The sequence below is a fragment of the Flavobacterium sp. FG68 genome (genome assembly GCF_057808895.1).
Genome location: NZ_JBMDIY010000006.1, coordinates 68,013 through 90,924 on the forward strand (window position 1 = coordinate 68,013; position 22,912 = coordinate 90,924).

Genomic DNA, 22,912 nt, shown 5'->3' on the forward strand with positions numbered 1-22,912 from the left:
TTATACTAATTCCAATAGTTTTTCTGTCGTAATTACTTCTGCAAATTCCTTATGCAGACTGGCTAAAGTAGTTTGATGAATTAATTCTGAATCAAACTTTTCGCCATTTACACCCATTCTGTCAAACGTAGCTGTAGCATCCGCAATTAATAAAGTTTCATAACCATAATTTCCGGACATTCTGGTTGTTGTAGAAACACAGTGATTGGTAGTTAAACCCACAATAACAAGATTGGTGATGTTTTGCGAGTCTAGTCTTTCTTTTAAATCCGTGCCAATAAAAGCGCTGTTTACATTTTTTGTAATTACAGGTTCATTGCCAATTGGTTTTGCTTCATCTTTAATTTCAAATCCGGGATTAGAAGGATGCAATTTTGAATTTGGATGTACAGAACTGTGCACAATGTGAAAAATGGGTAATTGCAGCGTTCTCCATTCTTTAAGAATTATTGCAATTTTTGTTTCGGCATCTTTATTGTTTCGGTTGCCGCCCCAAAAGTCTTCTTCATTAAAACCTTTTTGCATGTCAATTATGACCAAAGCGGGATTTTTTTCTCTAAGTTTCATTTGTTTATCTATTTGATTAGATTACAAATGTACTTTGGAACTAAATGCAGAAAAAGGACAAACAATAGTCGGTTTAGGACAACAGACTTTTGATAGAAGAACTCAAAGTATCGCTATTTTGATGCAGTACAATTTTTAATTGTTTAGAAGTTTTATAACCGCATAAATGTGCAATATGTTCAATTTTATAATCTGAATTAGCGAGAAGACTTTTTGCTTTTTCAATTCTTAATTTGGTGCGATATTCAGCAATTGTTACGCCTGTTTCTTTCTTAAAAATTCGAGTGAGATTTCGCGGACTTACATAAACTAATTCGGCTAAAAATTCAATTGTCGACGTTTTTTCTAAATTGTAAATAATCCAATCCTGAATGGTATGGATTTTTTCATCGCGATGATTTCGGTATTGTAAATAAACACTTTCCTGTTCTTCGGTTCCGTTTCTTCTTTTATAAACTACGAGTTCTTTGGCTATTTTTGATGCTGTTTCTTTACCGTGTCTTTCTTCAATTAGAAATAAAGCCAAATCAATTCCGGTAACAATTCCGGCACTTGTATAAATATTTTCAGATTTAGTATAAAGCGTATTTTTTTGTGTTTTTAGAAGAGGAAAATCACTTTTAAGTTTCTCAACAAATTTCCAATGCGTGGTACATTCTTTATAATCTAAAAGACCGGATTTTGCCAAAAGAAATGCTCCGGTACAAACACTGCAAATTGTAGTTTGATTTTGATTTGCTTTATGCAGCCAGTCAAAAAAATCTGGATCATCAGAAATGGTATGTAAAGAACGAGTGCTAAATCCGGAGATAAAAATAATATCTTCTTTCTGAGGGTTAACTTTTGTAAAATGAATTAAGGAAGAAAGTTCTAAACCTGAATTTGAACTTACAGAAGATTGCCCGCTGATAAATACCAGCTGATAATCTAAACCCAAATCACGAGCTTCCTGAAATACTTCGACAACTCCGCTCAAATCAAGTAAAGTTACCTGTTTTGGAATATAGAAATAAACCGATGGTTTGGTTTTTGTCATTGTTGGAGAATTCCCGTTTATTTTTTCAGTTTGGTTTTAAAAAAATCGATAGTCCTCGTCCACGACAGCGTTGCCGCTGCTTCATCGTATCTTGGCGTTGTATTGTTATGAAAACCGTGATTTACATTTGGATAAAAATAAGCGGTATTTTCGACTTTATTTTTGTTTAAAACTTCCTGAAATACCGGCCAGCCTTCGTTTACACGAGTATCTAAACCTGCGTAATGCAATAGGAGCGGAGTCTTTATTTTTTCAGCTTCTTCTTTTGTTGGCTGTCCGCCGTAATACGGAACCGCAGCCTTTAAATCGGGAATTTTTACCGCCATCATATTCGAAATCCATCCACCAAAACAAAAACCAACAACGCCAATATAACCGTTACAATCTGGGTGCGCTTTAAGATATTCGTAAGCAGCAATAAAGTCTTCGAGCATTTCTTCTTTGGTACGTTTCTTTTGCAGTTCTCGACCTTGGTCATCATTGCCGGGATAACCGCCTAATGGCGACAAGGCATCTGGTGCAAGAGTAATAAATCCTTCAATTGCAGCTCTTCTTCCCACATCTTCAATATACGGATTAAGTCCGCGATTTTCGTGAACCACAATTATTCCGGGTAATTTCTTTTTGGTTTCAGCGGGCTGCGATAAAAGCCCTTTTATAGAACCGCCGCCTTTTGGAGAATCGTAGTTGATGTAGCCCGTTTTTAATCTAGGATCTGTTGGCTGCACTAAAATACTGTCGACATAATTGGGCGTCATAAAACTTAAAAGTGACGGAAGTGTAAGCGAACCAACCGCAAATATGGAAAGTTTTTCTACAAACTGTCTTCGGTTAATTTTATTATGAGCATAATCATCATATAAATCAAATACTTCCTGACTGATATCTTCTTTGGTTATTTTGTTATCCATGATCTTGATTTTTTGGGATAACTAAATTAGGGAATAAAAAGTTAATTGTTGATTATGAATTATGAATATTCCTTAGTGAATAGTTTTAGCTGGAGAAACTGAAAACTGTGACTGCGACTGAAAACTTCCGTTTAAAGACTTTTCAACTTCTTCATAAAAACAGGAAACACTTCATTCAATTCATCAAATAAAGGATTATTTCGGTGTTTTAGTTTTATTTCGCTGAACAATTTTAAACCAAGTGCAAATTGTGTGGCTTCATGCGGATTTTCGAATATATTTTTGTCTTTTATTTTTTGGATGATTCCGAAAATTTCGTCGTGATTATCGAATTCTATTCCCAGTTCTTTTGCCGGATGCGTGTCGCCGTTGGCATATTCTTTTAAGCTTAGAGTTAGATAATATTTGTTGGATCTTTTTTGCATGATATTTTAATTTTCAATATTATTTCAGCCATTTATCGACAATCGTTTTAAACGTTTCTTTGTATTGTTCGCCCACCGTAATTTCAGTTTTTCCAATGAAAATTGAATTCTTGGTAATGGCGTTTATTTTGTCAAGAGAAACGATAAACGAGCGATGAACACGCATAAATTTTGCCGATGGTAGTTTTTCTTCTAAAGCTTTTAAGGATATCAGCGAAAGCACTCCTTTTTGAGAATCGTCAAGATGTACTTTTACATAATCTTTTAAACTTTCGATATATAAAATTTCTTTAAGTGGAATTCGAACCCATTGATATTCTACTTTTAAGAAAATAAATTCGTCATCTGCAGCAACCGTCTGGAAGTTGTTTGAAGCTTCTTCTGTTATTTGCAATACTTTATTTGCAGCGCGCAGAAATTCCTCATAACTAAAAGGTTTTAAAAGATAATCGACTGCATTTACTTTATAACCTTCAATAGCATAATGATTGTAAGCCGTTGTAAAAACGATTTTTGGCACTAAACCCGGCTGTTCCTGCAAAAGTCTCGCCAGTTCCATTCCCGTTAAATTAGGCATATTGATATCCAGAAAAACAAGATCTGGCTGTTTTTCCCGAATTATACTCATGGCTTCAACAGCATTATCACAGCTTGCCGTTAATTGTAAAAAAGGAGTTTGTTCGATAAAAGTTTCGACAAGTCTTAATGCGAGAGGTTCATCATCTACTGCTATACATTTTAATGTTGTCATTACTCTAAGTTTATTTGCAGTTTTACATCATACATTCCGTTTTTACCAATGCCGGCTGTCAGCGTATGTTTATTTGGGTAAATTAAATGAAGTCTGCGTTTTGTATTCGTTAAACCAATTCCGCCTTCATCAGTCGTTGCTGTTTTTTCGAAATAGGTGTTTTTTACCTCAAATTCAAGATTACTTCCGTCTTGTCTCAGCGAAATATAAATTTCACTTTTATCCGTAGCATGAATGCCGTGTTTAAAAGCATTTTCTACTAAAGGTAGTAATAACATCGGAACAATTGGGTAATCGTGTATCTTTTCCGGAATATCGGTTGTAATCGTTAATTTTTTGTTTGCACGAAGTTTCATCAGCGAGATAAAATCTCTCATAAACTCGGCTTCTTTTAATAAAGTAGTTGTTTCTTCCGTACTGTAAAGTAAGTAGCGCATCATTCGGCTTAACGTATGAAGCGCATTTCTCGAATCTTCAATATTTGTATACGTAAGCGAATAAATACTGTTTAGGGAATTAAAGAAAAAATGCGGATTAATCTGCGCTTTCAACATTGCCAGTTCGGCCATCGTTTTATCCTGTTCCAGTTTTTGTTTGTGCTGTGCGGCTTTCTGCCAATGCTGTAACATTGCCCAGCTCGTGCTGATTCCTAAAACCAATAAAGTGAGCATTAAAACATAATTGTCAAAATATGGATTTCGGTATTTTTTAAACCCTAAAACTAAACTGATTTTATTGTGAAGATCGGTTTGAGAAGTATAAAAATAAGCAATAACCTGCATGGCAAAAACGGTGAGAAAAGCCCAAATCAAAAACGGAGAAGTATTGTCTTTTATAATGGTTTTTGGAACTATGATTTTAGCATTAGAATAAAAAATGATAATTAGTAAAACCAATACAACGATCTGCCAAATCCAAAACACACCGGGAAGTATTACATTCCAGGTTAAAGGCATGTAAAACAACATGATAAATCCCAATAATACCCAGCTCAGAATATGAAGTCCGGTAAAATAATAAGGTCTGTATATTTTTGGTGCCATTTCGAATTTTATCTTTTTTTGACAATATTACTCTTTATTTAAATGCGATTTTGAACCAATCGCTAAAAACAGAATTACAGTCCGTAAAAACCATTTTTGAGCCGATGAGTTTAGGAATTAAACGCTTGTTTAACTTTTAAAAAATCCCATCGTGTGTCAGGCTATCTTTATCGATTGTCATTTGCTCTCCGTCTATTTCAAAATTTTTGCTTGTTATATTTTATTTCTTTTGTTGTCATATAATCGATAATTAGATATTATTTCAAATGAATAAGCAATCATTTTTAAGCATTCTCGCAGCATCAGTTATTATCGCATCTTGCGGTAAAAATGATAAATCGGCTCAGGCCGGAGGCGCACCGCAGGTTAAAGAGTATAAAACGCTGACTTTACAGCCGGAATCTGCTACATTAAACAGCGATTATCCAGCCAGTATTCAAGGCCAGCAGAATATAGAAATCCGACCTAGAGTTGAAGGATACATCGATAAAATTTTTGTTGATGAAGGAGCAGTTGTAAAAGCAGGACAGCCATTATTTAAAATAAGCGCGCCAGAATACGAGCAGCAAGTTCGTACAGCATCTGCCAGTATTAAAAGTGCTCAGGCTGATTTAAGTGCAGCAAAATTAGCTGTAAACAAAGTAAGGCCCTTGGTTGAAAAAGGAATTATTAGTAAATACGATTTAGAATCGGCACAATATACTTATGAATCTGCTGTAGCCTCTTTAGCTCAGGCAAATGCCGCTTTAGTAAATGCTAAAACTAATTTAGGATATACAACTGTAACAAGTCCGGTTGACGGCGTTGTAGGTTCGATCCCGTTTCGTTTAGGAAGTTTGGTAAGTTCAAATACAACAGAGCCTTTAACTACTGTTTCGAGCATTGGAAATGTATATGCTTATTTTGCTTTAAATGAAAAAGCACTTTTGAATTTTACTAAAGATTCCGGAGCTTCATTAAATCAAAAAATTAAAAGTCTGCCGGCAGTTTCTTTATTGCTTTCAGATGGTTCTGCATACGATCAAAAAGGTAAAATAGAAACCGTAAACGGATTAATTAATACGGAAACCGGAACGGTAAATATCAGAGCTCGTTTTCCAAATCCAAGAGGAGTTATCAGAAGTGGAAGCAGCACAACAGTTAGAATTCCAAATGACGTGAAAGATGTAATCATAGTTCCTCAAAGCGCAACTTTTGAACTTCAGGATAAAATATTCGCAGTAGTTTTAGGAAAAGACAATAAAACTAAAAATGTGAATATCACGGTACTTGAAAACACAACTAATAATTATTATGTAGTAACAAGCGGTTTAAAAGCAGGTGACGAAATTGTATTAGAAGGAGTTGCTGCTCTTAAAGAAGGAAGCGAGATTAAAGCTCAAAATCAAAAAGCAGAAACAGTATACGCCGATTTAAAATAAAAGAAATGTTTAAAAAATTTATACAAAGACCTGTACTCTCGACAGTAATATCTGTTATTATTGTCATTTTAGGTGTTCTGGGCCTAATTGAGTTACCTATTTCTCAGTATCCGGATATTGCGCCGCCTACGGTAAACGTGTCGGCAAGTTATACAGGTGCCAATGCAGATGTGGTATTAAAAAGTATTGTAATTCCGCTTGAAGAGCAAATTAATGGTGTAGAAAACATGACCTACATGACTTCTTCAGCTACCAATGATGGAAATGCATCGATCAAAATTTTCTTTAAAGTAGGAACAAATCCTGATTTAGCAGCGGTAAACGTTCAAAACAGGGTTTCAAGAGCAACCAGTTTACTGCCAGTAGAGGTAACTCAGGCTGGGGTTACAGTAACTAAAAGCCAGAGTAGTAACTTATTGATTTTCTCTTTATACAGTGAAGATAAAGCTTACGATCAGACATTCCTTCAAAATTATGCGAAGATCAATCTTGTACCGCAAATTCAGCGTGTAGTTGGAGTAGGAGATGTAACCGTTTTTGGTGCCAAAGATTATTCGATGAGAATCTGGCTGAAACCAGACGTAATGCAGCAATACAAATTGATTCCGAGCGATATATCGGCTGCTTTGGCAGAACAGAATATCGAAGCTGCACCGGGTAAATTTGGTGAAAACGGAAATCAGGCTTTTCAATATGTAATTAAATACAAAGGACGTTTAACAAGTGCTCAGGAATTTGAGAATATTGTTATAAAATCTGTTGGAAACGGACAAATGCTTCGCCTTAAAGATGTGGCAAAAGTTGAGTTAGGATCTTTGAGTTATGCTTCAACGATTAAAACAAACGGTGTAGAATCGGCAGCGATGGCGATCAGCCAGACTCCGGGATCGAATGCGCGTGACGTAATCAACAATTCTAAAAAATTGATTGAAGAAGCAGCGAAGAGTTTTCCAAAAGGAGTAAAATATACGATTCTGGTTGACGTTAACGAAAACTTAGATGCCTCTATTGAAAAAGTAATTCATACTTTGATCGAAGCTTTTATACTGGTTTTCATTGTAGTATTTATTTTCCTTCAGGATTTTAGATCTACTTTAATTCCGGCAATTGCAGTTCCGGTTGCGATTGTAGGAACGTTTTTCTTCCTGAGTTTATTCGGATTTACGATTAACTTATTGACGCTTTTTGCGATGGTTCTTGCCATTGGTATTGTGGTCGATGATGCCATTGTGGTCGTTGAGGCGGTGCATGCCAAATTAGATCATGGTTATAAATCGGCTAAGAAAGCTACGATTGATGCGATGAGCGAAATTTCGGGAGCCATTATTTCGATTACATTGGTAATGGCTGCGGTATTTATTCCGGTAACTTTTATCAACGGATCAACAGGGGTTTTCTACAAACAATTTGGTATCACGCTGGCTGTTGCGATTATTCTTTCGGCAGTAAATGCCTTGACTTTGAGTCCGGCTTTGTGTGCTTTGCTTTTAAAACCACACGCAGACGATCATAAACATAAAAGTTATCTGCAAAGATTTTATACGTCGTTTAACGTTGCATTTGAAAATGTAACCGAAAGATACAAGCGTTCGGTAAGTTTCCTTTCCGTTAAAAAATGGATTGTGTTGGCAGCTATTGTTATTGCTGGTGCGAGTTTATTTTATATGATGAAAACTACGCCATCGGCTTTCGTTCCTGCGGAAGATCAGGGAACTGTTTTTGCCAATATTAGTTTGCCGCCATCGGCTTCGATGGAACGTTCTGATGTAATTGCGAAGAAAGTGGATAGTATTGCGAAAACTATTCCGGGAGTAAAAAATACACTTCGTATTGTGGGGCAAAACTTTACGGCTGGAGCAGGAAGTGCTTACAGTATGGTTATTGTAAAATTATATCCTTGGGATCAGCGTGAGTTAAGTGTTAATGATGTTATCGGACAGCTTTTTGCTAAAACAAGCGGCATTCGTGAAGCTAATATTTTCTTTATTTCACCGCCAACAATTCAAGGTTTTGGACAAAGTGGTGGATTCGAATTCCAGCTTCAGGATAAAGGCGGACACACAACTGCTGAATTCTTTAAAGTAAATACGGAGTTCTTGGAAAAATTATCAAAACGTCCCGAAATACAATACGCAACAACGCCGTTTAATCCTGGTTTCCCTCAATATATGATGGATATTAATTTGGCAAAAGCCAAAGATGCAGGAGTTTCGATAAATTCAATTTTATCAACAATGCAGGGATATTATGGCGGATTGTATGCTTCGAACTTTAATAAATTCGGAAAACAATACCGTGTAATGATTCAGGCTTCACCGGAATTCCGTACCAATACCGAAGGACTGAACAAAATCTTTATTAGAAACAGTGCCGGAAACATGGCGCCAATTACAGAATTTGTAAAAATGACCAGAGTTTTTGGACCGGAATCTATTTCAAGATTTAACCTTTTCTCTTCAATTGCTATTACGGGAGCGCCAAATCCTGGATTTAGTTCCGGTGATGCGATTAAAGCAATTCAGGAAGTGGCAGCAGAAGATCTTCCGGCGGGTTATGGATATGAATTTTCAGGATTAACACGTGAGGAATTAGCCTCTGGAAGTGAAACGATTTTCATCTTTATTCTATGTTTGGTTTTCGTTTATTTCTTACTGAGTGCACAATACGAAAGTTATATTTTACCGTTTGCGGTTTTATTCTCAATTCCGTTTGGATTAGCGGGAGCGTATTTATTCTCGATTATTTTTAAACTGAACAGTAATATTTACCTGCAGATTTCCTTAATTATGTTAATTGGACTTTTGGCCAAGAACGGTATTTTGATTGTCGAATTTGCTTTGGACAGAAGACGAAAAGGTCTGCCAATTGTACAAGCTGCAATTGAAGGAGCCGTGGCGCGTTTGCGACCAATTTTGATGACTTCTTTCGCCTTTATTTTAGGATTAGTTCCGTTGATGTTTGCTACCGGAGCAGGAGCTGTGGGGAACAAATCGATTGGTACAGGAGCAGTTGGAGGGATGTTAATTGGAACCATTTTAGGAGTATTTGTTATTCCGGTTTTATTTATCATTTTCCAGACTTTACAAGAAAGAGTGAGCGGCCCTGCAAAAGATGGTTATGATGATGAAGACGATGACGAGGAAATTCAGTTAATAGAAGCTCACAAAGAGTAAAATTAAATTAAAACAGAGATGACTAATAGTTCAAATAAATATATTCTTATGGTAATTGCAGCCACGCTTTTAAGTGCGTGCTCGATTACCAAAAAGTACGAACGCCCAACAACACTCTCGACAGATAAACTGTATCGTGATGAAGCTTCTGCCGATTCGACTACGATTGCAGATATGCCGTGGCAGAGCGTTTTTAAAGATGAAAAACTGAATGCATTAATTCAAAAAGGATTAGACAATAACCTTAATTTGAAAAATGCAATTGAGAATACCATACAGGCACAAGCTTCACTTCGTCAAAGTAAATTAGCGTATTATCCAACCTTACAATTGGATGCCAATGCAACCCACACGAAACAATCAGAAGCAGGGCTAAACTTTCCCGCGGGAATCAACATTAATACCTTAACTACGACTTATAAATTAGGTTTAAGTACGTCTTGGGAAGCTGATATCTGGGGAAAACTGAGCAGTTCTAAAAGAGCGGCTTTAGCAGCTTATTTAGCTACAGATGCGGCGAAACAAGCGGTTCAGACGCAATTGATTTCAGATATTGCGAACAATTATTTTAGATTGCTGGCTTATGATAAATCTTTAAAAATCACACAGGAGACATTAGAAAGCCGTATTAAAAATGTGGCAACCATTAAAGATTTAAAAGAAGGCGCAATTGTAACAGGTGCGGCGGTTGTACAAAGTGAAGCTAATCAGTATGCGGCAGAAGTTTTGATTCCGGATTTGAAGCAAAGTATTCGTGAAACCGAAAATGCTTTGAATATCTTATTAGGACAAGCTCCGGGACCAATTGACAGAGGTGAATTAGGAACGCAGGTTATTCCCGAAAATATCGCCGTTGGAGTGCCTTCGCAGTTATTACAAAACCGACCTGATGTTCGTCAGGCTGAGTTTAATTTTAGAGTTGCTTTTGAATCTACAAATTTGGCTAAAACCTATTTCTATCCAAGTTTAACGCTTACAGCAAGCGGCGGATTTTCGAATTTAGAGTTAAAAGATTTCTTTAGTAATTCTATTTTTTATTCGATTATTGGAGGATTAACACAGCCTATTTTTAATCAGGGAAAAAACAAATTGAGATTAACAACTGCGCAGTCGCAGCAATTACAAGCTTACAATAACTTCCAGCAGAGCCTTTTAACGGCAGGTCAGGAAGTTTCGAATGCTTTGTATGCGTATCAAATGGCAGTTGAAAAAGAAGATTCAAGACAAAAACAAATTGAAGCCCTTGAAAAAGCAGTCGATTTTACGCAGCAGCTTTTAGAATACAGCTCTGCAACCAATTATACAGATGTATTAACTTCTGAACAAAATCTTTTAGCGGCGCAATTAAGCGGAATCAACGATAATTTACAAAAATTGCAAGCCGTTGTGAACTTATACAGAGCTTTGGGCGGAGGCTGGAAATAAAATTGTTTCAATTTGAATATTACGTTCGTCGTCAAAATTCAGACCTTGGTCTAAAAGATAATTTAGTGTAAAAAAAAGATTATATTTTTGATTGGTTAAAAATATTAGTATATCCGCCATTAAATTAAATTGAAACATGACTAAAACGCCTCAGAAATGGGGCGTTTTAAATTTAATATATATCGGTTGAAAAGTACTCTTCGTCGATTGATTTAATGTTTTTGTATAATGGATATTGTAAATGTAGATTTTGGCACTACTTTAGATTAATATCTACTAAAATTAATATTAAAAACTCAAAATCATGAAAAAATTAGTATTCGCCTCAGTATTATTTATGAGTGTATTTTTTGCCCATGCGCAGGTATCAGTCAATGTTAATATTGGAACACCTCCAAGCTGGGGACCAGAAGGGTACGATAACGACAGGTATTATTATTTGCCTGACATCGATGTGTATTATGATGTAAACCAAAGTGTATTTATTTACGACAACAGCGGAAATTGGACTCGTGCTAAAAGGCTTCCTTCAAGATACAGACAATATGATTTGTATTCAGGTTATAAAGTAGTTTTGACCAATTATAGAGGAGACGCTCCGTATACGTATCATACCAAACACAGAGCTAATTATCCAAAAGGTTATCACGGAAAACCTCAAAAAAACAGAGGCCCAAAACCTGAAAAGTACAACAAACCTAAAGGTGAGCACAAACACGATAATAAAAACAACAATAAATCTAAAAAAGATTCAAAAAAAGACCACGATCATTCCCACAATGATCATCATTAATTAAATAAACATGACAAAAAACGCCTCAGTAATGAGGCGTTTTTTTATAAATAAAATTGATGTAAGATTTATTTTCATCATTCACAATTCACAATTAACAATTCGCAATTAACCATTCACAATTTGATTGAGATTTTTTACTTTATGTCCATACAAACCAAACGATAAAATAATCACAAAACAAACCAGAGGAATTATATATCCAGACTGAATATCATCGTGTTTCATATCAATTAAAGTTCCCATTGCGTATGGAAGAATCGCTCCGCCTACAATTGACATTACCAGCCATGAAGAACCAGTTTCAGTATTTGATTTTAAACCAACCAATCCTAAAGAGAAAATAGTTGGAAACATAATTGACATAAAAAATCCAATGCCGCCAAGTGCATAAATAACTACAATTCCGGTTCCGTAAATGGCTAATAAACAAAGTACAATACTGGCACCACAGTAAATCGAAAGTAAGACATAATCTTTTACAAACTTGAGGAAGAAAGTACCAATAAAACGCCCCGCCATAAACAAGAAACCATAAACACCAAGATAATATCCGGCTGTTTTTTCGTCTAAATGTGCACCTTGTTGTGCAATTCTAATAAAGAAACTCGTGATACAAACCTGTGCGCCAACATAAAAAAACTGCGCCACAACTGCCCAGCTTAAATGACGGAATTTTAAAACAGAGAAAAATCCAGGTTTTATTTCAGCTTCTGTATGTTGTGGTTTCATCGAAGGCAAATGCATGAAATAGAATATAATTGCGACTAAAACCAATACACTTCCTAAAATGATATAAGGCATTTTTACCGCAGCTGCTTCACCTAATAAATACGTTGCTTTTTCAGCTTCGGGCATCGCTGCCATTTGTGCCGGAGTATGATTTTTTCCTGATAAGATGAATAATGAACCTACAATTGGAGCCACCATTGCTGCTAATCCGTTGAAAGAAGCCGCTAAATTCAATCTTTTAGAAGAAGATTCTGCAGGACCCAAAATCGCAGCATACGGATTGGCACTTGTTTCTAAAATTGTTAAGCCGCAGCCAATAACAAACAAAGCGAATAAAAACAATTCATAAGTTCTTGAATTGGCGGCAGGCACAAATAAAAATGCTCCGGCAGCGAAAACCAATAATCCGGTAATGATGCTATTTTTATAACCAAATCGTTTAATGAGCATTCCCGCCGGAATCGCCATTATAAAATAAGCAAAGAATACCGAAGTATCAATCAATGTCGATTGGCGGTTGTTTAATTCACACGCTTTTTTCAAATGCGGAATTAAAATAGAATCCAGATTGTGTGCCATTCCCCAAAGGAAAAATAAGCTGGTAATTAAAATAAATGGCAGAAGATAGTTGGTTTTTCCGCCTTCAGTCGGCACTTCGTGTAGATCGCCTGTTTGGTTTGTTACTTGCATTTGTTAGATAGTTTTTTTTTAAGGTTCAAAGTGACAGAGTGACAAAGGTTCAAAGGTTTTTCTGTAGAGACGCACTGCAGTGCGTCTATTCTAAAGGTACTGAAAGGAGAAAAAACCTCTGTCCCTTTGGCACTTTGAACCTTTGTACCTCAAAAAGGATTATTTCTTTTTGACCAGAAGAAGGTGGTCGCAGATCAAAACCACTTCACCTCTTTGGTTGATGATTTCGACATGTTCTGTTACGGTTCCCATTTCTGGATTTTTTGCTTCGCCTTTTTCAGAAATCGTGATTTCAGAATGGATTGTATCGCCAATATGAACTGGTTTTACAAAACGCATTTTGTCGTATCCTCTTGAAAAAGCTTCAGGATTTATTTCTGATGCCGTTAATCCGATTCCGATGGCAAAAACCATAGTTCCGTGTGCAATACGCTGTCCGAATGGCTGTGTTTTGCACCATTCCTCATCCATATGATGCGGGAAAAAATCTCCCGTGTGTCCGGCATGAACCACAAAATCGGTTTCTGTAATAGTCCTTCCTAATGTAACTCTTTTATCTTCAAGTTGATAATCTTCGAAAAAGGTTGATTTGAAATACATAATATTGTTTTTTTATTTCACCATATAAGTGATATAAGATAATTTAAGCAATGCGTTGAGTTTAAGAGCGTTTATTTTAGGTCATAAAAGCTATGCGCAAAATGATTTAAATGAACTTAAATTACTTATATGGTTTTAAATTATTTATTGTTTTATACACAAAGTGATTAAATGAACTTATATCACTTATATGGTTTAAAAATTATAGTTCAGTGAGGGAAATTCCTCCATTGTTATTACTGATATAGCAGGCTTCAACGACTTTCATGGTGTCTAAAACGTCTTGAACACTTGTTAATAATTTAGAATCTGAACCTTCTTTAAAGCGCATTAGATTCGACATTGTCCCGATGAAAGCTTCTGGAAACCAAGAACCTTCAAGGTTGATTTTTTTCCATTCATATTGACCTTTTTCGTCCTCAATTGCATATTCAAAAATGTCAGGAAGTCCGTCAGGGTAATTCATTAATAATCCCATTTTGGCTTTAATGGCGCCTTTTGTGCCTTCCCATTTTATGTAGCTTTCTTCGTGATTTGGGCCAAAATGATGATCGTGATTCGTATTGATCACCACATGTTTATCGTCACCATAATCTAAAATAATAGTAGAACGGCTCGATGATAATTTTTTAAGCGGATGTTTGGCTGTTTTCGCCATCACACTTTTCGGATTTCCCATAAAAGACCGAATGCAATCGATATAGTGAACACTATGAAAAAGAATTTCTAATCGAGGATGTTCCTTAATCAGCGGAAACAATTCCCATGGTGTATTTACGGTTACTTTAAACTCAAAATCGTATAAATCGCCAAGCAGTCCTTCGTTAATTAAATATCTCGCAGCGCTGACAAAAGGGGAGAATCGAAGCTGAAAATTGATAGCAGCAATAAGGTTTTTTCTTTCGCATACTGCTGCAATCTCTCTTGCCTGAGTCAAATCATTTCCCATTGGTTTCTGAATCAAAACTGCTGCTCCATTAGGCAATTGCTCTAATATTTCGATATATTGATCCGGTAAAACGGTAATATCGTAAACCGCATTTGACGGTGCATTTTTAACCGCATCGGCAACATTTTCAAAAACATGCTGAATCTCAAATTCTTTGGATAAATCATGTGCTTTTGCAATCGTTCTGTTCGTAATACCAAAAACTGTAAAACCAGCCATTTTGTAAGCGGGCAAGTGCGCATCTTTTACGATTCCGCTAGCGCCGATAATGATAATGGGCTGTTTGGTTTCGGGTAGTAAAGGTTTATATGGAATATTCATTTTGTAACTATTTTAAGTTCATTTAGTGGCGCGAACTTTGTCAAAGTTTTAAACTTTGACAAAGTTGACTACACGTAATCAGTTCGTTAATTTTTCAATATTTTGCTGCGTTTCTTCTAAAAGTATTTCCGACGAAATATCCGTTTCAATTGCTTTTAAAACCATTTGATCAATTAATTCTGCTACTTTTGGCCAAATTGGAGTTTGCGGTAATGTCAAAGCATTTTCATGCAGCATTTCCAGCTTATGATAATACGGAATCGTTTTGTTGATTTCGGTATCACTCCAGGTTGATTTTCTGCATCCAATTCCGCCTTCGGTAGTCAATAATTTATCGCTTTCTGCTGTTGTTGCAAATCGTAAAAAATCATAGGCAAGCGCTTTATTTTTACTTCCAATGCCAATTGTATAAAGCCAATACACATTTAATGAAGCCGTTTTGTGGTTTTCATCATGCGGTAATTCGGTAATATCAACTTTGCCTTTTACTTTCGATTCTTCAATTACTTCACACATCGAAGCAAATCCAAACCAATTGATTGCCATTGCGGCTTGTCCTTCGGCGAAAGCCATTCCTGCTTCAACAGAACCAAAATTCTTCGAACCCGGATGAACTGCATTTTTATTATTAACGATTTCTCTATAATAATCTAAAGCTTCAATTGCTTGACTATGATTGATATTTATTTTGTTTAGAGGATTTAAAAGAGATCCCCCGCGCGTCCATAACTGCAGGCAGAAATCGAAAACCATATTATGACCGTCAGGATAATTGGCAAAAACACAGCCGAATAAGTTACTTTCCGGCCGATTAAAAAATGTGGCAATTTGGGTGAATTGCTCCCAAGTTTTTGGAGGGAACAATTCGTAACCAAATTGTTTCTTGAAGTTTTCTTTTTCGGATAAATCTTCAAATAAATCTTTTCTGTAAATCAAACATTCAGGTCCATCGTGAAACGGAAGTCCGTAAGTTCCGCCATTAATCTGCTGCAGATTTAATAACGATTGATGCCAGCCTTCAGGATAATCCTGCGGCGGATTTTGATTGATAAAAGAAGTTAAATCCAGAACAGCTCTTTCATTTGCGGCATCAAAAATCCAATCGGTATTTAAGTGTGCTATATCCCATTTTCCGTTTTTTAAACCTTTATTGACGATGGTTTCTTCATAAAGATCGTGCAGTTCCAGCGGAACCATTTCAACCTCAATCTCAATATTGTTTTTCAGGCAAAATGCGTCCCACAGCTTTTGCAGCGTACTTTCAAAAGGAGAAAATTTTCTAACAGCGATTCTGAATTTGTCCATACTTATGCTATAAATTCTTTTATAATTCGCTCGTTATCTTGTCCTAATTTTGGAGAACCTTTATCAGATGTAAAATATTCGCCGTCAATTTTTATGGGACATCTTGTAGTTTTATACGAATAGCCATCAAGCATTTCAACTTGCTGCGTAAACTCTAAAACTTTAAAACCATCTTCTTTGAAGAGCTGTTCGTAGTTTAAAACTCCCGCACACCAAATGTCAGCTGGTTCTAAAATATCCAGCCAAAACTGCGTTTCCTGTGTCAATAGGTGAGAAGCCAGGATATTTTTTATTTCGTCTCTTAGCGTAAATTTATTCTCTGGAAATTGTAATAATTCATCACATTTCAACAGTGAAGCCAAAACCGGAATCGATCCCATTGCCAAAGCCAGATAACCATTTTTAGTTTGATAAATTCCGTATGGCGCGCCTAAATAAGCGTGAGCATTATTAGTTTTAGTTCTAACGGGTAATTCTCCGCCATCATTAAAGAAAGTAGTAATCGTTTCAAACTGAAAATCAAAAGCAGATTCAAGCATACTTACCTGAACCGTTCCGCCTATATTTTGTGTTACTTTTCGATATAAAGCCGCTAAAATTCCTTGTGCTAAATGTGCGCCCGCAAGCATATCTACAATCGATAATCCCATTGGTACCGGGCCGTCTTCCTGATTACCGCTCAGCCAGGTTAAAGCCGTTAAAGATTGTAGTAACAAATCTTGTCCTGGTAAATCTTTAAGTTCTGGATGATTCCCGAAACCAGAAATCGAAGCGTAAACTACCGTAGGATTTATCGCTTTTACATCATCATAACTTAAACCAATGCGTTCCATAACGCCAGGTCTGAAATTGTGCATGACAACATCGGCTTTAGCCAGTAATTTTTTTAATTTTTGAAGTTCCTCCGGCTGTTTAAAATCAATGGCAAACGATTCTTTATTTCTGTTTATGGTATGAAAAACAGACGATTCGCCGTTCATGATTAAGTCAGAAGTATATAAGGTTCTGCAAATATCACCAGTTCCCGGTTTTTCAATTTTTATAACGCGTGCGCCCAAATCAGCCAAGCGAAGACTTGCCGACGGACCAGAAAGAAACTGACTAAAATCTACTATTAAATAATCTTCTAAAGGTTTCATTCTACTCGTTTAAAAATTGCTCGTGTATTATTAAATTATCTTCGCCCACTTTAGGCGCTGCTTTTGTGCTGCTTAAAATTTTGCCATCAAGCTGAATCGGACTTCGGGTTGTAACCAAAGTTTCGCCGTCTGAGTTTTTTACGGTTTGTTTTAAGTTTAATTCCTTTACAAAAGGCTGCTTATCCAACGTTTCATAATTGAGAACTTTTCCAGCCCAAATACCTTGTTTTTGAAGTAATTCTAGCCAATAATCTGCTTTTTGTTCGGCTAATTTATTGGCTAAAAGAATTCTGATTTCGTCTCTTTTTTCAAACCAAAGATGTTTATCAGCATATTGATTTAAATCGACTCCGAGCGTATTTCCTATGAAAAGTAAATCACCCATTGCCAGCGAAATATAATCGTCTTGTGTTTTGTAAACTCCGTAAGGCGCACTTAAAAAAGCGTGTGCACTTCCTTTAATATCGCCTCTTTCCGGTTGTTGCCCGCCATCGTTTAAGAAAGAAGTAATCGCTTCAAACTGAACATCTAAAATAGATTCCAGTAAACTCACTTCAACCAAAACACCTTTTCCGGTTTTGGCTCTTTTTAATAATGCCGCTAAAATTCCCTGCACAAAATGATTCCCGCACATTAAATCGGCGACAGCCAGACCAAACGGAACTGGTCCCTGACTTTTTCGGCCGCTCAGCCAGCTTAAACCCGAGAGTGACTGTAAAAGCAAATCCTGTCCCGGTTTTTTTGCCCAAGGGCCTTTATCTCCGTAACCTGTTATAGTTCCGTATATTATCTTCGGATTTATGGTAAGCGTTGTAGTATAATCTAAACCGATTTTTTCCATCACACCCGGTCTGAAATTATGCGTCATAATATCGGCCTTTTCGATTAGTTTTTTAATTAAAACTAAATCGTCGGGATTTTTTAAATCGGCTGCAAACGATTCTTTATTTCTGTTAATTGTATGAAACAAAAGACTGCTGTCGTCAACAAAAAGATCTTTAATGCTTAATTGTCGGCACGCTTCGCCTTTTATAGGACGTTCAATTTTAATAACTCTCGCGCCTAAATCGGCTAACTTTAATCCGGCAGAAGGACCCGCCAAAAACTGGCAGAACTCTAATATAATTAATCCTTCTAATGGTTTCATGAGTTTTGCAGTTTTAAAGATTTAGCATAAAGTGCGTTTAATGCATCTAAAACCAGTTCTTCGTCACCGCCATTCATTAAATAATCACGAACTACATTGCCCGCATGATCCTGAAAATACATGTGTCCGGAATATCTTGGTCGTAGAAAAGCTCTTTCTAAAGCGGGTAAAGTATTTTTAAAATAATTGTTGGTTATAGAATTGATTCGGTCGTTTTCCCAGGCCTGTAAATGTCCCGGCTGACCTCCGTTATCAGCAAAAATATTCTGCTGTACCGGAGACGAACCTGTAAATTCAGCATAACGAATGGCTTCCGGAATATGTTTACTGAAAGATGAAACCGCTAATCCTGTTCCGCCCAGAGAACTTATCATAGGCGCATTATTGAGCTTAACCAAATCATAAAAATGAAGTAGGTTTTTGCTGTATCCGGCTCTCGAATAATTTGAATATCCGTAAGCAAAAGGGCAGTAGGCAATTTCATCTGAATTTACCATCGCTTCATAAACCTGAATTGGATTTCGGTTAAAGTTAGCCGGATCAATTAATTGTGCCAATTCATGAAACATCTGTAATGCTTTTTTTCCTGTTTCTACAGAAATAACTTTTTCTTCAGACTGAAACGGGGCTTCGCTTAAACTGCAGCAAAACATATAAAAACTCATTAAAACATCAACCGGGATTCCGGCAAATGCGACTAATCCTTTTTTGGCTAAAGCCAATAAATCATCGTATGTCTGAGGTACTTCAAGTCCCTTTTTTTCTAAAATATCCAAACGTGCGGCAGCAACCGGAGTCGCAGCGTCAATTGGCAAAGCCCATAATTTATTGCTGAAAACATAGCTTCCGTATGATTTCCCTACCGTATTTATTTCCTGATCTTTAATATAATCGGCAGGCAGATAATCAGAGAGTGGGAGGATAGCATTTGTATGTGCTCCAAAACCTGTCCATGGATGATCGATAACCAACAAATCAAATCGTTTTGCTAAATCTTCGATAGAAGCATCTGCAAATTCTTGTAAACTTCTTTTCTCCCAGGTAATTTCGATATCCGGATTTAACTCGGTAAAGCGTTGTGCCGTTGCAACCATCGGTAATAAACCTCTTGTATGGTTCCACGTTATGCCTTTTAATACTGCCATTTTTCTTGAATTATGTATTTGGAAAATAATAAATGTAAAAAATACAATTACAAAATTAGGAATTAGATTGAATTGAGCAAGAAAATGTAACTTTTTACATTGATTTTTTTATCAAAAGTTTTGAACAAGGCATATTTTTTTACAAAGCAAATAAAAATTGTTATAATTTATTAAAGAATGATCATTTTATTATATTAGTAGAAAAATAAAATGCAAAATTATATTTAATCGATTACATTTGTAATTGTGTATTTTACATTTATTAAATTAACCACATTATTGGTCCCATTAATTAAGATTCTTAAATATTAAATTATATTAAAATGTTTTCATTACAAAGTAAAAAAGCAGTCATAACAGGAGGCGGAAGCGGAATAGGAAGAGCAATTGCGGTCTTGTTTGCCAAACAGGGAGCAGAAGTTCATATTATTGATTTATCTATTGAAAGTGCGCAGGATGCCGTTGACGAAATTAAAAATGCAGGAGGAAATGTGTTTTCGTATGCGTGTAATGTTTCCAGTCAGGCTGATGTTAAAGCGACTTTTGAAAAAATAGGAAACATTAATATCTTAATCAACAATGCCGGAATTGCCAATGTTGGAAAAGCCGACACGACTTCTGAAGCTGATTTTGATCGTGTAATGGACGTAAACGTAAAAGGAGTTTACAACTGTTTGTTTGCTGCGATTCCACAATTTCGACTTTCAGGCGGTGGTGTAATTTTAAACATGGCGTCAATTGCGGCATGGGTTGGAATCTCAGACCGATTTGCTTATTCAACTGCAAAAGGAGCTGTAATGGCGATGACTTTATCTGTAGCAAGAGATTATTTAAGTGAAAATATCAGATGTAATTCTATTTCTCCGGCAAGGGTTCACACGCCTTTTGTAGATGGATTTATTTCTAAAAATTACGTCGGAAAAGAAGAAGAAATGTTCGAAAAACTTTCTAAATCGCAGCCAATTGGTCGTATGGGAAAACCAGACGAAATTGCTGCTTTGGCTTTATACTTATGCAGCGAAGAAGCCGGATTCATCACCGGATGCGATTACCCAATCGACGGAGGATTTATTAAATTAAACAATTAGATACTGAGATTCTAAGATGTTAAAACTCTAAGAAAAAGCTCAGTATCTTAGAATCTCAGCATCTTAGCAACTTTTAAAAAATAACCTAAAAATAAGAATACAATGAAATTAATACGTTTTGGAGAAATCGGAAAAGAAAAACCAGGAGTTTTAATTAATGAAAAAAGATATGATGTTTCTTCTATCGTTTCAGACTTTAACGAAAGCTTTTTTGAAGATAATGGTTTAGAAAAATTACAAAAAGCATTAGAAAGCAACCCAACTTTACCAGAAGTTGATGCGAGTGTACGTTTGGGATCGCCAGTTGCGAGACCTTCAAAAATAATCTGTATTGGATTAAATTATGTGGATCACTGTAAAGAAACAGGTGCTCCAATTCCAACAGAACCAATCATCTTTTTTAAATCCACGACTTCTTTATGCGGTCCTGACGATGATGTAATTATTCCGAAAAACAGTGTAAAAACAGACTGGGAAGTGGAATTAGCATTTGTTGTAGGTAAAAAAGCAAGTTATGTTGAAGAAGCGGAAGCTTTAGATTACGTTGCAGGTTATGCTTTATTGAATGATTACAGCGAAAGAGAATTTCAAATCGAGCGCGGCGGACAATGGGCAAAAGGAAAAGGATGCGATACATTTGCGCCTCTTGGACCATTTTTGGCTACGAAAGATGAAGTGATAGATGTTGATAATTTATCGATGTGGCTAAGTGTAAACGGTAAAAAATACCAAGACAGCAACACGTTAAATTTGGTTTTCAAAATCCCTTATTTACTGCATTATTTAAGTCAGTTTATGACTTTGCTTCCGGGCGATATTATTAGTACAGGAACGCCTCCGGGAGTTGGTTTGGGTATTAAACCAGATCCGATTTACTTAAAAGCAGGTGATGTTGTAGAACTTGGAATTGAAGGTTTAGGTACAAGTAAGCAGACTGCAGTTGCATATAAAAAGTAATTATTAACTCGTTGAGTATAATTATAACACATAGAGACATAGATATTCTATGCTCAAAAAAAGGCGTTTCACTTGTCTAAATGCACATAGCTATGTTTAAATGATATATCATTTATTTTCGTCTTCTTATTAAAAAAGGAAAAACCTATGTTTCTATGTGTTAAATAAAATTTTTACGAATTGTATCCTACGAGTTAGTTTTAAAAAAATCAAAGATGAAATTTATTGTATGCGAAAAGCCGCAGGAATTTAAATTAAAAGAAAAAGAAATTCCCGAACCAAAAGACGGTGAAGTTCTCTTAAAAATAAAAAGAATCGGAATCTGCGGGACTGATATTCACGCTTTTGGCGGAACGCAGCCGTATTTTGAATATCCCAGAATTTTGGGTCACGAACTGGCAGCAGAATATGTAAAAGGAAATGCAGCAGGTTTTAAACCGGGCGATAAAGTAACTTTTATTCCGTATTTCAACTGCGGAACTTGTGTTGCCTGCCGAAACGGATTAACAAACTGCTGTGTAAATATCAAAGTTTTTGGAGTTCATATTGATGGCGGAATGGCCGAGTATGTAACAATTCCAGAACAGTATTTACTTCATGGTCAGGGATTAGATTACGATGAACTGGCGTTGGTTGAACCTTTGGCAATTGCAGCCCACGGAGTACGAAGAGCGGCTGTTAAGTCAACCGATACCGTTTTGGTAATGGGAGCTGGGCCAATTGGAATTGGATTGATTCAGTTTGCTAAAATTGCCGGCGCAAAAGTTATCGTAATGGATATCAACGATTACAGATTAAACTTCTGTAAAACTGAATTAAATGCTGATGAAACTATTAATCCGTTAAACGATGATGTAGCAGTGAAATTGGCAGAATTAACAAACGGTGATATGGCCAATGTTGTGATCGACGCAACCGGAAATCAGAAAGTAATGAACAGTGCTTTCAATTATATTTCGCATGGCGGAAGATTTGTTTTAGTTGGGCTTCAAAAAGGAGAATTGAGTTTCAGTCATCCTGATTTCCATAAAAGAGAATCGACTTTAATGAGCAGCAGAAATGCGACTATTGAAGATTTTGAATATGTAATGAAATGTTTGAAAGAAGGCAAAATCGATCCTAAAAAATACATTACGCACAGAACAAGTTTCTCAGAAATGATTACTGATTTCGGACAATTAATTGATCCTAAGAATAATGTAATCAAAGCGTTAATTGAGATAGAATAGCAAATATCTACAGCCTAGGAAACCCGACAGGTTTTTAAAACCTGTCGGGTTTAATTAGCTAACCT

The 22,912-nt window shown here is 36.1% G+C and carries 20 protein-coding genes; 7 read left to right on the plus strand and 13 right to left on the minus strand.

Going from position 1 to position 22,912, the window contains the following annotated elements; genetic code table 11:
• The 6 genes from ACODSB_RS05745 to ACODSB_RS05770 all read right to left on the minus strand — a co-directional run bounded on the left by ACODSB_RS05745 (window position 1) and on the right by ACODSB_RS05770 (window position 4,733).
• On the minus strand, window positions 1-567 hold the full coding sequence (locus ACODSB_RS05745) for a cysteine hydrolase family protein (protein WP_488936324.1): 567 nt from the start codon (window positions 565-567) through the stop codon (window positions 1-3).
• Window positions 568-640: 73 nt separating this feature from the next.
• The gene (locus ACODSB_RS05750) at window positions 641-1,603 is read right to left on the minus strand and encodes a GlxA family transcriptional regulator (protein WP_488936325.1); all 963 of its coding nucleotides are present in this window, start codon (window positions 1,601-1,603) and stop codon (window positions 641-643) included.
• A 17-nt stretch (window positions 1,604-1,620) separates the two neighbouring features.
• Complete coding sequence (locus ACODSB_RS05755) at window positions 1,621-2,514, minus strand: dienelactone hydrolase family protein (protein WP_488936326.1); 894 nt, start codon at window positions 2,512-2,514, stop codon at window positions 1,621-1,623.
• Between the two features lie 131 nt (window positions 2,515-2,645).
• Window positions 2,646-2,939: a DUF3861 family protein gene (locus tag ACODSB_RS05760; protein ID WP_053471908.1), complete on the minus strand. Its 294-nt coding sequence runs from the start codon at window positions 2,937-2,939 to the stop codon at window positions 2,646-2,648.
• 19 nt (window positions 2,940-2,958) lie between these two features.
• Window positions 2,959-3,690: a LytR/AlgR family response regulator transcription factor gene (locus ACODSB_RS05765; protein WP_488936327.1), complete on the minus strand. Its 732-nt coding sequence runs from the start codon at window positions 3,688-3,690 to the stop codon at window positions 2,959-2,961.
• A complete protein-coding gene (locus ACODSB_RS05770; protein ID WP_180856641.1) occupies window positions 3,690-4,733 on the minus strand; it encodes a sensor histidine kinase in 1,044 nt (347 codons plus the stop codon). The genes ACODSB_RS05765 and ACODSB_RS05770 overlap by 1 nt, the downstream gene beginning before the upstream one ends.
• A 266-nt stretch (window positions 4,734-4,999) precedes the next feature.
• Here ACODSB_RS05770 and ACODSB_RS05775 point away from each other — a divergent pair, with 266 nt between their 5' ends.
• The 4 genes from ACODSB_RS05775 (at window position 5,000) to ACODSB_RS05790 (ending at window position 11,545) form a co-directional block, all read left to right on the plus strand.
• A complete protein-coding gene (locus tag ACODSB_RS05775) occupies window positions 5,000-6,154 on the plus strand; it encodes an efflux RND transporter periplasmic adaptor subunit (RefSeq protein ID WP_180856640.1) in 1,155 nt (384 codons plus the stop codon).
• Window positions 6,155-6,159: 5 nt separating this feature from the next.
• Complete coding sequence (locus ACODSB_RS05780; protein WP_180856639.1) at window positions 6,160-9,327, plus strand: efflux RND transporter permease subunit; 3,168 nt, start codon at window positions 6,160-6,162, stop codon at window positions 9,325-9,327.
• Window positions 9,328-9,345: 18 nt separating this feature from the next.
• Window positions 9,346-10,752: an efflux transporter outer membrane subunit gene (locus ACODSB_RS05785; RefSeq protein ID WP_488936328.1), complete on the plus strand. Its 1,407-nt coding sequence runs from the start codon at window positions 9,346-9,348 to the stop codon at window positions 10,750-10,752.
• A gap of 304 nt (window positions 10,753-11,056) precedes the next feature.
• A complete protein-coding gene (locus ACODSB_RS05790; protein WP_053471902.1) occupies window positions 11,057-11,545 on the plus strand; it encodes a hypothetical protein in 489 nt (162 codons plus the stop codon).
• A 108-nt stretch (window positions 11,546-11,653) separates the two neighbouring features.
• Here the strand turns inward: ACODSB_RS05790 and fucP are convergent, their stop codons facing one another.
• From fucP to ACODSB_RS05825, 7 genes are all read right to left on the minus strand, one after another.
• Window positions 11,654-12,967 carry an L-fucose:H+ symporter permease gene (fucP, locus tag ACODSB_RS05795; RefSeq protein WP_488936329.1) on the minus strand — a complete coding sequence of 438 codons (1,314 nt, stop codon included), beginning with the start codon at window positions 12,965-12,967 and terminating at the stop codon, window positions 11,654-11,656.
• A 159-nt stretch (window positions 12,968-13,126) separates the two neighbouring features.
• Window positions 13,127-13,567 carry a MaoC/PaaZ C-terminal domain-containing protein gene (locus ACODSB_RS05800; RefSeq protein ID WP_488936330.1) on the minus strand — a complete coding sequence of 147 codons (441 nt, stop codon included), beginning with the start codon at window positions 13,565-13,567 and terminating at the stop codon, window positions 13,127-13,129.
• 202 nt (window positions 13,568-13,769) lie between these two features.
• A complete protein-coding gene (locus ACODSB_RS05805) occupies window positions 13,770-14,837 on the minus strand; it encodes a Gfo/Idh/MocA family oxidoreductase (RefSeq protein WP_488936331.1) in 1,068 nt (355 codons plus the stop codon).
• 78 nt (window positions 14,838-14,915) lie between these two features.
• A complete protein-coding gene (locus tag ACODSB_RS05810; RefSeq protein WP_488936332.1) occupies window positions 14,916-16,142 on the minus strand; it encodes an ABC transporter substrate-binding protein in 1,227 nt (408 codons plus the stop codon).
• Between the two features lie 2 nt (window positions 16,143-16,144).
• Complete coding sequence (locus ACODSB_RS05815) at window positions 16,145-17,281, minus strand: CaiB/BaiF CoA transferase family protein (RefSeq protein ID WP_488936333.1); 1,137 nt, start codon at window positions 17,279-17,281, stop codon at window positions 16,145-16,147.
• Between the two features lies 1 nt (window position 17,282).
• Complete coding sequence (locus ACODSB_RS05820) at window positions 17,283-18,428, minus strand: CaiB/BaiF CoA transferase family protein (protein ID WP_488936334.1); 1,146 nt, start codon at window positions 18,426-18,428, stop codon at window positions 17,283-17,285.
• On the minus strand, window positions 18,425-19,573 hold the full coding sequence (locus ACODSB_RS05825; RefSeq protein ID WP_488936335.1) for an ABC transporter substrate-binding protein: 1,149 nt from the start codon (window positions 19,571-19,573) through the stop codon (window positions 18,425-18,427). Before ACODSB_RS05825 ends, ACODSB_RS05820 begins: the two co-directional genes overlap by 4 nt.
• A 323-nt stretch (window positions 19,574-19,896) precedes the next feature.
• On the opposite strand from ACODSB_RS05825, the gene ACODSB_RS05830 reads away from it, so the two are divergent.
• The 3 genes from ACODSB_RS05830 (at window position 19,897) to ACODSB_RS05840 (ending at window position 22,847) form a co-directional block, all read left to right on the plus strand.
• Window positions 19,897-20,661 (plus strand): SDR family NAD(P)-dependent oxidoreductase, encoded by a 765-nt coding sequence (locus ACODSB_RS05830; RefSeq protein ID WP_488936336.1) that lies wholly within the window; start codon window positions 19,897-19,899, stop codon window positions 20,659-20,661.
• Window positions 20,662-20,763: 102 nt separating this feature from the next.
• Window positions 20,764-21,618 carry a fumarylacetoacetate hydrolase family protein gene (locus ACODSB_RS05835; protein ID WP_488936337.1) on the plus strand — a complete coding sequence of 285 codons (855 nt, stop codon included), beginning with the start codon at window positions 20,764-20,766 and terminating at the stop codon, window positions 21,616-21,618.
• Window positions 21,619-21,833: 215 nt separating this feature from the next.
• Window positions 21,834-22,847 (plus strand): zinc-binding alcohol dehydrogenase family protein, encoded by a 1,014-nt coding sequence (locus ACODSB_RS05840; RefSeq protein WP_488936338.1) that lies wholly within the window; start codon window positions 21,834-21,836, stop codon window positions 22,845-22,847.
• The last annotated feature ends 65 nt before the right edge of the window (window positions 22,848-22,912 follow it).